The sequence below is a fragment of the Citrobacter sp. Cpo221 genome (assembly GCF_030332345.1).
GTDB classification, from domain to species: Bacteria; Pseudomonadota; Gammaproteobacteria; order Enterobacterales; family Enterobacteriaceae; genus Citrobacter; species Citrobacter portucalensis.
The window spans coordinates 52,795-65,986 of sequence record NZ_JAOWIA010000059.1; the positions used below are offsets into that span (position 1 = coordinate 52,795).

The following is a 13,192-nucleotide window of genomic DNA, read 5'->3' on the forward strand; positions in this document are numbered from 1 at the left end:
ACTAACTTTTGGTGAAAACTTAACGCTTGTCTGCCACCAGCTTCAGCGCGTGCTCCAGAACGTTAATATCTGCCCCGGCTTTATGTGCATTCTCGCTCAGATAGCGACGCCACTGACGGGCACCAGGGATCCCCTGAAACAGCCCCAACATATGGCGTGTCACATGTCCCAAATAGGTTCCCTTACTCAGTTCACGCTCAATATACGGGTACATGGCGCGCACCACGGCGACCGGATCGGTATCTTCGGTAGCGGCAGAGAAAATCTCACGGTCAACGGACGCCAGAATGCCTGGGTTTTGATAAGCTTCACGCCCCACCATCACGCCATCCATATGTTGCAGATGAATTTTCGCTTCTTCCAACGATTTAATGCCGCCGTTGATCGACATCGTCAGATGCGGGAAATCACGCTTTAGCTGATAAACACGGTCATAATCCAGCGGTGGAATTTCGCGGTTTTCTTTCGGGCTTAACCCGGACAGCCAGGCCTTGCGAGCGTGAATGATAAACATCTCACATTCGCCTTTGCCAGATACCGTGTTGATGAAATCGCAGAGGAATTCGTAGCTGTCCTGGTCATCAATGCCGATACGGGTTTTCACCGTAACCGGAATCGACACCACGTCGCGCATCGCTTTGACGCAATCGGCGACCAGTTGCGCATTCCCCATCAGGCAGGCGCCAAACATGCCATTCTGCACGCGGTCGGAAGGACAACCCACGTTGAGATTGATTTCGTCATAGCCCCGCTGTTCAGCGAGCTTTGCGCACTGCGCCAGCGCCGCAGGATCGCTCCCGCCCAGTTGTAATGCGACCGGATGCTCTTCTTCGCTATATGCCAGATAATCGCCTTTACCATGAATGATTGCGCCAGTGGTTACCATCTCCGTATAGAGCAGCGTCTGGCTGGACAGTAAGCGCAAAAAGTAGCGGCAGTGTCTGTCCGTCCAGTCGAGCATCGGCGCGATAGAAAAACGATGAGCGGGAAAAGCGGTAGACTGAGATTCAGGCAGCATGGCGAATATTCAAGCATCCGGTTAAAAAAGGGGCGCTACTATAGCATAGACCGTTACGATAGTGAGCCACATCCTCGCGGCTCACTCCCCCTGACCCTAAATAAACGCTATTTACGCCCCGGTTTTCCGTCGTGAGATCCAAAAAACTGCGGCGGATGGTCGACCCAGCGATCCTCACGTGTAGCGGCATAGACCGGGTTAAGCGGATAATAAATGCGATTGTATTTTTTGTTCGCCTCACCCACGACTAACAGGCGCACCTCTTCACTGGTGTTATTAATAAAGGTATGGCACACGCCTGTACCTGCCGGGAAACCGACGCTGTCGCCCGGTTCCAGCTTCCATAAATACCCGTTAATCCAGGCCTCAGGATAACCTTCCAGCACGTAGATAAATTCTTCCTCATCGCTTTCAGCGTGCGGGTACGACGTGCGCCGACCCGGCGGCAGGCGTTCATGATGAATGCCGAGTCGTCCTAACCCCAACTTGCGGGCAAGTGGCGCGCCAATAGCAAATAGCTCATCGCTGTCAGGATAAGTGGAGTCATCAGCCCCCTCAACCTCACGCCAGTGGCGAATACAATCGGGTCTTTTCATGGTTATTTTCCAGTATTGCGATGCGTCAGGTATAGCACACCACGGTGGATCTCGGTGTTTTAAGCAGAACATGTTAAAGTAAGGGATTAACCTTCCACGCAAATCGAGGCGCCAAATGGACAAAACCACTACGCAAGAGTTATTGGCTCAAGCTGAAAAACTCTGCGCGCAACGCAACGTGCGGCTTACGCCACAACGCCTCGAAGTACTGCGCCTGATGAGCCTACAGGAAGGTGCGATCAGCGCCTATGACCTGCTCGACCTGTTGCGGGAAACTGAGCCACAGGCTAAACCACCTACCGTATATCGTGCGCTCGATTTTCTGCTGGAACAAGGTTTCGTGCACAAGGTGGAATCCACCAACAGCTATGTGCTTTGTCATCTGTTCGATCAGCCAACCCACAGTTCTGCAATGTTCATTTGCGACCGCTGCGGCGTGGTAAAAGAAGAGTGTGCGGAAGGTGTGGAAGACATTATGCATACGCTGGCGGCAAAAATGGGCTTTGCACTGCGGCATAACGTTATTGAAGCCCACGGGCTGTGTCCGGCCTGTGTGGAAGTTGAATCTTGCCGCCATCCTGGCGAGTGCCAGCATGACCATACGATTCAGGTGAAGAAGAAGGTTGGGCGCTAGGTAAGCGGGAGAGCGTACATCCTTGTACTCTCAGGAGGGAAGGGTTAATTACCAGCGGTAATCATTACGTTTTTCCCAATCGTTAACTTCTTTCTCCGCCTGATCTTTCGCGTAACCGTAACGCTCCTGGACTTTACCGACCAGTTGGTCACGTTTACCTTCAATGACCGTCATATCATCATCGGTCAGTTTGCCCCATTGCTCTTTCACTTTACCTTTAAACTGCTTCCAGTTGCCGCCGACTTCGTCTTTATTCATCATCAAGTCCTCATCGTTAGGTTGTGAATAGCGAGAGTGCCATGTCCAGACACATGCTGTTTTTGCTGGACGTGAGAATAAGTGTAGTCAGTGATTCTGGGTTTTATTTACTATTCGGAATTTTTAACCATTCCGCTCAGGCAAACCAGGTTCCATTACGCCAGTGACGTCGCCAGATAAAGGCCAGTGAAAGCCCGCGCAACGCCAGGAAAACCGTTAACGCCAACCACAAGCCATGGTTTCCCAGCCACGGCAAAGTCAGCAGCGTTAATGCAAATCCTGTGGCAGCAACGGCCATACTGTTGCGCATTTCTGCCGCGCGCGTCGCGCCAATAAACATTCCGTCGAGCAGATAACACCAGACACCCACCAGCGGTAACACCACCTGCCAGAAAAGATAGCGATCGGCCAGCAGTTGGATTTGTGGCAGCGAGGTCAGTAGCGCAACAATCTGCTCGCCAAACAGGGCATAAACCAACGAGAACAAAATAGCCACAATACCGGACTGTCGGCAGGCCGCCCGCCAGACGTCCAGCAACTGGCTACCATCTCGCGCCCCATAGGCCTGGCCCGAATGCGCTTCCACGGCATAGGCAAATCCATCCAGCGCGTAGGCGGTAAAGGTTAGCAGGGTCATCAGAACGGCATTAACCGCAATGATATCGCCTCCCAGACGCGCACCCAGCACCGTGATAGCGCCAAAACAGAGCTGCAGCAGTAGCGAGCGCAACATGATGTCACGGTTAAGTGCCAACAAACGGCGGAAGTTGCCACGCCACGCCTGCTTCAGCATTGCCAGCGAAATTCCGCGCATATGCAGGACTTTTCGCACCATCATCAGGCCGATCAGCAAGGTGGCATATTCAGCAATCACCGTTGCCAGTGCCGCACCCTGCACGTTCATATGCAGGCCCATCACCAGCCATATATCAAGCACAATGTTGAGAATATTGCCGACAATCAACAAGATAACCGGCGCACGCGCATACTGAACGCCAAGCAGCCAGCCGAGCAGCACCAGATTCGCCAGCGAGGCGGGTGCGCTTAACCAGCGAATTTCAAGGAAACGTCGGGCCTGCTCCAGTACCGCTTCACTTCCGCCAACAATGTGCAGAGCCAGATCGATAATTGGCGTACGAAACAGTGCGATAAGCAACCCCGCTCCCAGCGCCAGCATGAGCGGCTGCACCAGTGCGCGCGCCAGCGCTTGTGGATTTTTCGCACCAAATGCCTGTGCGGTCAGACCAGTGGTACTCATGCGCAAAAAAAGCAGCAGCATAAAAAGAAAACTGGTTGCCGTAGCACCAACCGCAACACCGCCAAGATAGACCGGACTATCCAGATGACCAATCACCGCAGTATCCACCAGTCCCAGCAGAGGAACGGTGATATTGGAGAAGATCATCGGTAAGGCGAGGTGCCAGAGTGCTTTATCAGAAGAGGTAAAGAAAGGCATACAGGAGGGCCTGAGAAGAAGTTAGACGTACTGGATAATGTGATGCAGGCCCGGCAAGCGCAGCGCTACCGGGCACGTTGCCGGATGGCGACGTCATCGTCTTATCCGGCCTACAGGGATTCAACAGAAAATTACAGCCATTCACCGTTACGAATGACGCCTACTGCCAGCCCTTCAATAGTGAAGTTTTGTTCGCGCAGGTCGACAACGATAGGTTTGAATTCGCTGTTTTCTGGCAAGAGTTCAACCTTGTTGCCCTGCTTTTTCAGACGCTTAACCGTAACTTCGTCATCAATACGGGCAACAACAACCTGGCCGTTACGCACGTCCTGGGTCTTATGCACAGCGAGTAAATCACCGTCCATAATCCCGATATCTTTCATCGACATACCGCTAACGCGCAGCAGAAAATCGGCGTTCGGTTTGAACAGTGAAGGATCGACCTGATAGTGGCCTTCAATGTGCTGCTGCGCCAAAAGTGGCTCACCGGCTGCCACGCGCCCCACAAGCGGTAACCCTTCTTCTTCTTCCTGCAACAGTCGAATACCGCGCGATGCGCCGGATACAATTTCCAGCACACCTTTACGCGCCAGCGCTTTCAGGTGTTCTTCAGCTGCGTTTGGGGAACGGAACCCCAAACGCTGCGCGATCTCCGCACGCGTCGGTGGCATACCTGTCTGGCTGATGTGATCTCTAATGAGATCAAACACCTCTTGTTGCCTGGCCGTTAACGCTTTCATTCCGCCCCCTGGGTGTATATACAGTTATGCTGTGAGTATATACAGCTAAAGGCGATTTTGGAACCGCAAACTGCACAAAAAACAGGAGATTTATGCAGTTGTGGAAGCCTTATCGCAAATGCGACCACAACAGAATGCCCCAGGTGATCAGCGCGACAAAAATAGACAGCAATACCGCTGCCGACCCCATATCTTTCGCCCGACCGGAAAGTTCGTGGTACTCAGAACCAATACGATCAACTACCGCTTCAATCGCACTGTTGAGGATTTCAACGATCATCACCAGCATCACAGAACCGATCAACAACACGCGGGTAATTGCATCAACATCCAGCCAGCAGGCGATGGCGACGCCCAGCAGGACGGCAACACTTTCCTGACGGAATGCCGCCTCATTAATCCATGCAGCGCGAAAACCTTTCCAGGAATAACCTGCTGCTTTGATAATTCGGGTGAATCCAGTGGTATTATTGGCCATCAAAAAGAACCTTTTTACATTATTAGCGTCAATGTCATTGTAACGTTACCCCGTTTGTTCAGGGTGTGGCAAAGCAGCGCGAAGTATGACCGGATACCACAGAAATTCACTAAACTTTCTGATATCCTTGCAGCGCATTTGCATTATTAACCAGAGGCTTTACATCGTTTATGTCCGGCTGGCCACGAATTTACTACAAATTACTGAATTTACCATTAAGCGTCCTGGTAAAAAGCAAGTCTATTCCAGCAGAACCTGCTCCGGAATTGGGACTCGATACTTCGCGTCCCATTATGTACGTCCTACCGTACAATTCGAAAGCAGACTTGCTGACGCTGCGTGCCCAATGTCTGGTGCACGACCTCCCCGATCCCCTGGAACCACTAGAGATAGACGGAACGCTGTTACCGCGCTACGTGTTTATTCACGGCGGTCCGCGTGTATTCACCTATTACACGCCGAAAGAAGAGTCTATCAAGCTGTTCCACAACTATCTCGACTTGCATCGCAGCAATCCAGATCTGGATGTGCAGATGGTGCCGGTTTCGGTGATGTTTGGCCGTGCGCCGGGGCGTGAAAAAGGCGAGGTCAATCCGCCGTTACGTATGCTAAACGGCGTACAGAAATTCTTTGCGGTGTCATGGCTGGGTCGCGACAGTTTTGTCCGTTTCTCCCCGTCGGTCTCTCTGCGCCGTATGGCGGATGAACACGGTACGGATAAGATCATCGCCCAGAAGCTGGCACGCGTGGCGCGTATGCACTTTGCTCGCCAGCGCCTGGCCGCTGTCGGCCCGCGCCTCCCTGCCCGCCAGGATCTGTTTAATAAACTGTTAGCTTCAAAAGCGATCGCTCGTGCGGTAGAAGATGAAGCGCGCAGTAAAAAAATCTCCCACGAAAAAGCGCAGCAAAATGCCATTGCGCTGATGGAAGAGATTGCCGCCAACTTCTCCTACGAAATGATTCGTCTGACGGACCGTATTTTGGGCTTTACCTGGAACCGTCTGTATCAGGGGATTAACGTTCATAATGCTGAACGTGTACGCCAGTTGGCGCACGATGGGCATGAAATCGTGTACGTTCCGTGCCACCGCAGCCATATGGACTATATGCTGCTGTCGTACGTTCTGTACCATCAGGGTTTGGTGCCGCCGCACATCGCAGCCGGTATCAACCTGAACTTCTGGCCAGCGGGTCCGATTTTCCGCCGTCTGGGCGCGTTCTTTATTCGTCGTACCTTCAAGGGCAACAAGCTCTATTCCACCGTATTCCGCGAATACCTGGGCGAGCTGTTCAGCCGCGGCTACTCGGTTGAGTACTTTGTCGAAGGGGGCCGTTCACGTACCGGTCGTCTGCTCGACCCGAAAACCGGCACGCTGTCGATGACTATTCAGGCGATGCTGCGCGGCGGTACGCGCCCTATTACCCTCGTACCTATTTACATCGGCTATGAGCACGTAATGGAAGTGGGCACCTACGCGAAAGAGTTGCGTGGCGCGACGAAAGAGAAAGAAAGTCTGCCGCAAATGCTGCGTGGCTTAAGCAAGCTGCGTAACCTGGGTCAGGGCTACGTCAACTTTGGTGAACCAATGCCATTGATGACTTACCTCAACCAGCATGTGCCGGAGTGGCGTGAATCTATTGACCCTATCGAGTCTATCCGCCCGGCCTGGTTGACGCCGACGGTGAATAACATTGCCGCCGATTTGATGGTGCGCATTAACAACGCAGGCGCGGCCAACGCCATGAACCTGTGCTGTACTGCTTTACTGGCCTCCCGCCAGCGCTCTCTGACCCGTGAACAGCTGACCGAGCAGCTTGACTGCTACCTGAGCCTGCTGCGCAACGTGCCGTACGCGGCGGATGCTACTGTTCCTGCGCAGAGTGCCAGTGAACTGATCGACCACGCCTTGCAGATGAACAAGTTTGAGGTCGAGAAAGACACCATCGGTGACATCATTATTCTGCCGCGCGAGCAGGCGGTATTGATGACCTACTACCGCAATAATATTGCGCATATGCTGGTTCTGCCTTCGTTGATGGCAGCCATTGTGACTCAGCATCGTCGTATTTCACGCGCCGCATTGCAGCAGCATATTGATGCGCTGTACCCGATGCTGAAAGCGGAGCTGTTCTTACGCTGGGAGCGTGATGAGCTTGCCGGGGTAATTGATGAACTGGCCAGCGAAATGCAGCGCCAGGGACTCATCACCCTGACCGATGACGAACTGCATATCAATCCAGCCCGCTCCCGCACGCTACAGTTGCTGGCGGCAGGTGCTCGCGAGACGTTGCAGCGCTACGCCATTACCTTCTGGCTGCTGAGCGCGAACCCGTCCATCAACCGTGGCACGCTGGAAAAAGAGAGCCGCACCGTGGCGCAACGCCTCTCAGTGCTGCACGGCATTAACGCGCCGGAATTCTTCGATAAAGCCGTGTTCAGCTCTCTGGTGCTGACGCTGCGTGACGAGGGATTCATCAGCGATACCGGAGATGCCGAACCGGAAGAGACGATGAAGATCTATCAGATGCTGGCCGAACTGGTCACGTCAGATGTGCGTCTGACTATCGAGAGCGCCACTCAGGGCGAGTAAGCATAAAAAACCGGTCATTTTGAACTGCACCTTACTTCGTTGGGTGTCCAACTTTTTGGGTGCAGTTCAAAATGACCGGTTTTTTATTTTGCAGGCTAAGCCAAAATCAAAAATGCCAGTAGCTCATTGCCAGGCCTAAGAACAGCACCAGACCGACGTAGTTATTGTTCATAAACGCTTTAAAGCAGGCATCACGTTCACGGTTGACGATCAGTTTCTGCTGATAGACAAACAGCGCGCCCGCCACCAGCAGAGACCAGTAATAGCCCAGTCCTAACCCGTTTAACCAGCCCACCAGCGCCATCAGCACCAGCACGCCTACCTGCAAAATACCAATAATCAGCTTGTCGTTCTGACCGAACAGGATCGCGGTCGATTTAATGCCGATCTTCAGGTCATCATCCCGGTCAACCATGGCGTACTGCGTATCATAAGCCACCGCCCAGAGAATATTCGCAAGGAACATCAGCCAGCAGCTCAGCGGTACGGACTCACTCACGGCGGCGAACGCCATCGGGATCGACCAGCCAAACGCCGCCCCCAGCACCACCTGCGGCAGATGCGTATAGCGCTTCATAAACGGATAAACCCACGCTAATGCTAATGCCGCAACGGATAACAAAATGGTCATCGTGTTGAGGGTCAAAACCAGCAGGAAGGCCAGCAGCACCAGTACCACAAACAGCGTTCGGGCTTCTTTCTCGGTGACAGCCCCGCTCGGCAGCGGTCTATTCGCGGTGCGTTTGACGTGCCCGTCAAATTTCCTGTCGGCATAATCATTCACCACGCATCCGGCGGCGCGCATTAACCAAACGCCAGCGACAAAAACCGCCAGGATCCACAGTTGCGGCATGCCTGGGGTCGCCACCCACAGTGCCCACAGCGTAGGCCAGAGCAGCAGTAAGGCGCCGATTGGCTTATCCGTACGCATCAAGCGGTGAAACGCCAGCAGCTTATTCTGCGTCAGACTCCACTCCATCTTTATCTTCCTCTCAGTACAACGGCGACGCAGGCAGAAAAAGCTCGGTAAGCATCAGTGGCTTACCGCTCAGCCGCAGGCGGGAACGACGCCCCCACAGCGCTGCATCGCGGCCAATCTCAATAAAATCTCGGGTCAATGTCGATGACGTAAACAGGTAGCGTCCGAGCGGGGTTTTCCCAAGGTTCTGTAAGGCCAGTTCAGGGCCGCACAAGGTTGATTCAGGCACCACAGTCCGTCCGGCAAGCCAGGGTTCACCATCCGCGCATAACAGGATTTCACGTAACCAATAACGAGACTCTTTAGGCAGCAGCGTCAGTTCTTCAGCCACCTCATTTTGCCCAACGAATTCTTCGCGAATCAACGTTACGGTGACCTTTTTCCCCTGCTGCTCAAAACGTTTGGTCATGGAATCTTCCAGTAACAACCAGTCGAGCAGTTGGGCGTCCAGCGCTGGGATCGCATCAAAATAACGCAGCGCACGCAGTTGCGTTAACGCAGGGTGTGGCATGCCTTACTCTCCGATTTATAACCTGAAGGCATTGTATCGCAGAAAAGGCATTACGGGGTGAGCAAACACGATTAAGTGATCGGTAGGGCAACATAAGTGTAACAATTAGCACCGAAGGATAAAAAAAGGTGCGCCAGGAGACGCACCAGTTGTTGCAAAATCAACAATGTGGGGAGATGTTTACCCCTTGCCTTTTACACTGCTGATAAAGGTGGATCGGGCAGATTTGGATCCCAGACGTTCCGCTTCATCAAGCAGCTTCAGCGCTTTATCAACATCGCCTTTTGCAACTGCATCCTTAATCGCCTGATTAAAATAGCTTTCCGTGTCGTTCAGCATTGGCTCGCTTTTCTTCACGGGTTGTGGTGCCGGAGCAGCAACGGCTGCCGCCGGAGCCGCGTAGGCCACTGCAGGCGCTGCGGTATTACCAACCGTAACAGGGCCAGGACCGGAAGAACCAAACAGCGGCCCGACCAGCACGCTGGAGGAGGAGCTGGTTTTAACCTTCAGATGCAGCAGACCGTCGGTGGTGTGGCGGGCAATCGGGTCCGGAATATCCGGAACAGCGTTACCTACCCCCTTGGCATAGGCTTTTGCCGGGTCAAGCAGGGTTGTGGTCTGCTGGAGATCTTTATCAGTAGTAAAGACCAGAACATACAGTTTTTGCTGTCCCAGCGCTGGCGTCAGGCGCATCACCCCTTCCAGGCGATCGGCACTCATCACACCCGGTGCCTGGTAGGTAAAGTAACTGCTAGGGAAGAACGCAGATGGCGTCATGTTCTGATCAAGAATTAAGACGTTTGGCGCAAATACGCTGGTTTGTTTGTTGACTTCACTGCTCAGTGTCAGGGTCAGTTCACCAATGTTGGCCGGTACGCTGTAGGCGGCAACCGGGCCGCTAATACCGGCAATGTCCAGACGCTGTCCCGCTGTCGCCAACGAGGTTGATTGGGTTTTCGATTGATCAACTGGCGTCCAGGTTAACTGTTGCAACGCTGCAGTGGGAATAGCAGGCGCCGCGGTGGTGTTCTGCGGAACAATATTTACATCGGCCAGGCTGGTGCCAGGCGCGCTGGCAAATAACCCTGCAGATAAACAAAGGGCAACGAGACTTTTCTTCATTTTCATTGTTATCACCTCAGATAGCATGGGTTCAGCGGTGGCCAGGCAATAGCGCGCTAAACCGTAATCAAGAGGGGCTTGCGCCCCTCTTTCGGTCTTTACGTCAGGTTAGAGCTGAATTACCACCAGATTTCCATCTGAGCACCGAAGGACCACTCATCGCTGTCGCCACGGCTGGTTGTGCTGATACCAGAGTTCGTTGCAGCTGCGTATTTAGATACGTTGTTACCATTTTTAACGTAGCCCCACTCTTCATCCCATTTGGCATAGGTTGCAAAGACGCGGATTGCCGGACGAGACCAGATGCTGTCGCCTGCCTGCCACTGTTGTGCCAAGGTGATTTTGTATTGGCTGTTGCGATCGCCAGTCTGTTGAGATTTGACGTTGTCGTAGCCGACTTCCATCAGGGTGCTCATGATTGGTGTCCATTTGTACATCGGACGAATACCCACGGTGTACCATTCAGTACCCAGGTCATTATCCATGTCGATATTCTGATACATACCGACGTACATCAGGTCCCACTTGTCGCCCAGAGAGATAGCACCGTGGTCAAGTACGCGCACCAGGCTACCGTTGTTATTGATATTGTTGTTTACATGATGGATAACGGGATCATTTGGTGTTGCCTGGGTATCGAAGGTTGAACCGTAAGTACCCTGCGAGCCACCTTTACCCTGCGTGGTCATCGCATCAGTTGCATACTGAACCACGAACTTGTTATAGCCCTTCAGCATGCTCTGAGTATGTTCTGCAGTGAACATCCAGCCATCTTTAGAAGCGCTATCCGCGTAGCTATAACCGTCAGTTTTATTCGCACGACCGTAGTCAACACCCAGTTCCAGCATGCCGTCCGGGTTAATGGCCATCTGCGCTAAACGCATGTCGAATACGTCGTTCGCGGTATCTTTGGATGTGTCGTAGATATTCTGGCTACTGAAGGTGTAAGAACCACCCGCTTCCTGAGAACGGGTTGCGGCCAGAGACAGTTTACCGAAGCCCAGATCGATGTTTTCAATACCGGCACCAGGACCTGAAATATCCCAGTAGTAGAAGTCGATCATGTGGACGTCATGACGCTGATAGAAACGTTTACCGGCCCAGATGGTGGAACCCGGCAGCCATTCAATCAGGTTTTTACCCTGCACGTTGGCTTCGCGGAAAGCAGGATCGGTCGCTTCCCAGTCATTCTGCTGTGCAACGGAGTAGGCAACGTTGGTGTCGAAGTAGAAGCTCTTATCGCCCTCTTTCCACACTTCCTGACCTAATTTGATTTCCGCATAGGTTTCACATTCGTTACCAAGACGGTATTTACTTTGGGCACCAGTTGCCTGGAAACACTGTTGTTCACCGCCGCTACCTGTCCAGCCAATGCCGGAACGAGCATAACCATGGAAATCCACAGCCATTGCCTGAACAGACATAATGCCTGCTGCTACAGCAACCGCCAGAGGGAGTTTGCGCAGAGTAATCATCGTTCTATCTCCTGAGATCATTGCTTTTCTTTAAACGCTGCCACCTTCTAAAACTGCGAATGGTTTTGCGTTTCGTTTTTTTATGGGGACCTTAAACGCCCGGCTCTTTGTGCAACCGACGACATGCAGTGCCATCCTCACGGAACAGATGGCAACGCTCTGGCGGCAGGCCGATAGCGAATGTGGCACCCTCTTCTACCAACACCACGTCGTTCTGGCGGTAAACCAGGTTTTGACGGATGGCGGGGATCTGGATATGAATTTGTGTTTCGTGACCAAGCTGCTCGACCACCTGCACTTCACCTTCGAGGGTGACATCGGCGATATCGCTGGGCAGCAGATGTTCCGGGCGGATACCTAAAGACATGTTGGCGCCAACCTGTACCGCATGGCTGTCTACCGGGAGCCATATTTGCTGGCGGTTGGGCAGTTCAACCTGCACCTGATCGATAGCCGTTGCCGTGACTTTCACCGGCAGGAAGTTCATCTTCGGTGAACCAATGAAGCCCGCCACAAAGCGGTCAGCCGGGTAGTGATACAGTTCCAGAGGCTTACCAACCTGCGCTACGCGACCGGCATCCAGCACCACAATTTTGTCGGCCAGCGTCATCGCTTCGACCTGATCGTGGGTGACGTAAATCATCGTGCGGCCAAGACGTTTATGCAGGCGGGAGATTTCAATACGCATCTGCACGCGCAGAGCGGCATCGAGGTTCGACAGTGGTTCGTCCAGCAGGAATACGCGCGGTTCAGCGACCAGCGTACGGCCAATCGCCACACGCTGACGTTGTCCACCGGAAAGCGCTTTCGGTTTACGCTCCAGCAGGTGTGCCAGTTGCAGAACTTCCGCAACCTGGTTCACGCGCTGGTTCATCACTTCTTTTTTCGCTCCGGCCAGTTTGAGGCCGAACGACATGTTTTCCGCGACGGACAAATGGGGATACAACGCGTAGGACTGAAAGACCATGCCTACACCACGTTCGGCGGGCGGAATGTCGTTCATCCGGGTCTCCCCGATAAACAGGTCACCACTGGTGATGGTTTCAAGTCCGGCGATCATACGCAGCAAGGTCGACTTACCGCAGCCTGACGGTCCGACAAACACCACGAATTCCCCTTCGTGAATGTCGAGATTGATATCTTTCGATACCACCACGTCACCCCAGGCTTTCGTTACATTTCGTAGCTGTACGCTCGCCATGCCCTTCTCCCTTCGTTACAACCTGTCATCGACAGCAACATTCATGATGGGCTGACTATGCGCGATCCCTTGACTGCGTGAATCCTCCACCCCCCGGCTTTTTTATGGGGGAGGAGGCGGGAGGATGAGAGAG

Annotated in this window: 13 protein-coding genes; 2 read left to right on the plus strand and 11 right to left on the minus strand. The window is 53.2% G+C overall.

Features of this window, described 5'->3' with window-relative positions; genetic code table 11:
* Positions 1-19 precede the first annotated feature (19 nt).
* Positions 20-1,018: a tRNA dihydrouridine(20/20a) synthase DusA gene (gene dusA, locus OGY72_RS20335; RefSeq protein WP_003826604.1), complete on the minus strand. Its 999-nt coding sequence runs from the start codon at positions 1,016-1,018 to the stop codon at positions 20-22.
* 107 nt (positions 1,019-1,125) lie between these two features.
* Positions 1,126-1,614 (minus strand): cupin domain-containing protein, encoded by a 489-nt coding sequence (locus OGY72_RS20340; protein ID WP_003031710.1) that lies wholly within the window; start codon positions 1,612-1,614, stop codon positions 1,126-1,128.
* A 115-nt stretch (positions 1,615-1,729) separates the two neighbouring features.
* On the opposite strand from OGY72_RS20340, the gene zur reads away from it, so the two are divergent.
* Positions 1,730-2,248, plus strand: a complete 519-nt coding sequence (gene zur, locus OGY72_RS20345) for a zinc uptake transcriptional repressor Zur (protein ID WP_003031709.1) — start codon at positions 1,730-1,732, stop codon at positions 2,246-2,248.
* A gap of 48 nt (positions 2,249-2,296) precedes the next feature.
* Here zur and OGY72_RS20350 read toward each other — a convergent pair whose 3' ends face one another.
* The 4 genes from OGY72_RS20350 to OGY72_RS20365 all read right to left on the minus strand — a co-directional run bounded on the left by OGY72_RS20350 (position 2,297) and on the right by OGY72_RS20365 (position 5,180).
* Entirely contained in the window at positions 2,297-2,506 is a 210-nt protein-coding gene (locus tag OGY72_RS20350) for a CsbD family protein (protein ID WP_003031706.1), read from the minus strand.
* A 136-nt stretch (positions 2,507-2,642) separates the two neighbouring features.
* Positions 2,643-3,962 (minus strand): MATE family efflux transporter DinF, encoded by a 1,320-nt coding sequence (gene dinF, locus OGY72_RS20355; RefSeq protein WP_126319527.1) that lies wholly within the window; start codon positions 3,960-3,962, stop codon positions 2,643-2,645.
* A 131-nt stretch (positions 3,963-4,093) separates the two neighbouring features.
* Positions 4,094-4,702 carry a transcriptional repressor LexA gene (gene lexA / locus OGY72_RS20360; RefSeq protein ID WP_003826596.1) on the minus strand — a complete coding sequence of 203 codons (609 nt, stop codon included), beginning with the start codon at positions 4,700-4,702 and terminating at the stop codon, positions 4,094-4,096.
* Between the two features lie 109 nt (positions 4,703-4,811).
* Entirely contained in the window at positions 4,812-5,180 is a 369-nt protein-coding gene (locus tag OGY72_RS20365; protein ID WP_003826594.1) for a diacylglycerol kinase, read from the minus strand.
* Between the two features lie 170 nt (positions 5,181-5,350).
* On the opposite strand from OGY72_RS20365, the gene plsB reads away from it, so the two are divergent.
* On the plus strand, positions 5,351-7,771 hold the full coding sequence (plsB, locus tag OGY72_RS20370) for a glycerol-3-phosphate 1-O-acyltransferase PlsB (RefSeq protein WP_003826592.1): 2,421 nt from the start codon (positions 5,351-5,353) through the stop codon (positions 7,769-7,771).
* A 106-nt stretch (positions 7,772-7,877) separates the two neighbouring features.
* Here plsB and ubiA read toward each other — a convergent pair whose 3' ends face one another.
* The 5 genes from ubiA to malK form a co-directional block, all read right to left on the minus strand.
* A complete protein-coding gene (gene ubiA / locus OGY72_RS20375) occupies positions 7,878-8,750 on the minus strand; it encodes a 4-hydroxybenzoate octaprenyltransferase (RefSeq protein WP_003826589.1) in 873 nt (290 codons plus the stop codon).
* Between the two features lie 13 nt (positions 8,751-8,763).
* Positions 8,764-9,261, minus strand: coding sequence for a chorismate lyase (gene ubiC / locus OGY72_RS20380; protein WP_003826587.1), 498 nt, complete (start codon positions 9,259-9,261; stop codon positions 8,764-8,766).
* 180 nt (positions 9,262-9,441) lie between these two features.
* Positions 9,442-10,389 carry a maltose operon protein MalM gene (gene malM, locus OGY72_RS20385; protein WP_149282104.1) on the minus strand — a complete coding sequence of 316 codons (948 nt, stop codon included), beginning with the start codon at positions 10,387-10,389 and terminating at the stop codon, positions 9,442-9,444.
* 113 nt (positions 10,390-10,502) lie between these two features.
* Entirely contained in the window at positions 10,503-11,858 is a 1,356-nt protein-coding gene (locus tag OGY72_RS20390) for a maltoporin (RefSeq protein ID WP_003826583.1), read from the minus strand.
* A gap of 91 nt (positions 11,859-11,949) precedes the next feature.
* Positions 11,950-13,059 carry a maltose/maltodextrin ABC transporter ATP-binding protein MalK gene (malK, locus tag OGY72_RS20395; protein WP_003826581.1) on the minus strand — a complete coding sequence of 370 codons (1,110 nt, stop codon included), beginning with the start codon at positions 13,057-13,059 and terminating at the stop codon, positions 11,950-11,952.
* Positions 13,060-13,192 lie beyond the last annotated feature (133 nt).

What these genes read in the sequence shown, in the direction of transcription:
- lexA (WP_003826596.1), bottom strand. Translation starts at nt 4,702, where the DNA reads ATGAAAGCGTTAACGGCCAGGCAACAAGAGGTGTTTGATCTCATTAGA.
- malM (WP_149282104.1), bottom strand. Translation starts at nt 10,389, where the DNA reads ATGAAAATGAAGAAAAGTCTCGTTGCCCTTTGTTTATCTGCAGGGTTA.
- dusA (WP_003826604.1), bottom strand. Translation starts at nt 1,018, where the DNA reads ATGCTGCCTGAATCTCAGTCTACCGCTTTTCCCGCTCATCGTTTTTCT.
- zur (WP_003031709.1), top strand. Translation starts at nt 1,730, where the DNA reads ATGGACAAAACCACTACGCAAGAGTTATTGGCTCAAGCTGAAAAACTC.
- plsB (WP_003826592.1), top strand. Translation starts at nt 5,351, where the DNA reads ATGTCCGGCTGGCCACGAATTTACTACAAATTACTGAATTTACCATTA.
- ubiA (WP_003826589.1), bottom strand. Translation starts at nt 8,750, where the DNA reads ATGGAGTGGAGTCTGACGCAGAATAAGCTGCTGGCGTTTCACCGCTTG.
- OGY72_RS20365 (WP_003826594.1), bottom strand. Translation starts at nt 5,180, where the DNA reads ATGGCCAATAATACCACTGGATTCACCCGAATTATCAAAGCAGCAGGT.
- OGY72_RS20390 (WP_003826583.1), bottom strand. Translation starts at nt 11,858, where the DNA reads ATGATTACTCTGCGCAAACTCCCTCTGGCGGTTGCTGTAGCAGCAGGC.
- dinF (WP_126319527.1), bottom strand. Translation starts at nt 3,962, where the DNA reads ATGCCTTTCTTTACCTCTTCTGATAAAGCACTCTGGCACCTCGCCTTA.
- OGY72_RS20350 (WP_003031706.1), bottom strand. Translation starts at nt 2,506, where the DNA reads ATGAATAAAGACGAAGTCGGCGGCAACTGGAAGCAGTTTAAAGGTAAA.
- ubiC (WP_003826587.1), bottom strand. Translation starts at nt 9,261, where the DNA reads ATGCCACACCCTGCGTTAACGCAACTGCGTGCGCTGCGTTATTTTGAT.
- malK (WP_003826581.1), bottom strand. Translation starts at nt 13,059, where the DNA reads ATGGCGAGCGTACAGCTACGAAATGTAACGAAAGCCTGGGGTGACGTG.
- OGY72_RS20340 (WP_003031710.1), bottom strand. Translation starts at nt 1,614, where the DNA reads ATGAAAAGACCCGATTGTATTCGCCACTGGCGTGAGGTTGAGGGGGCT.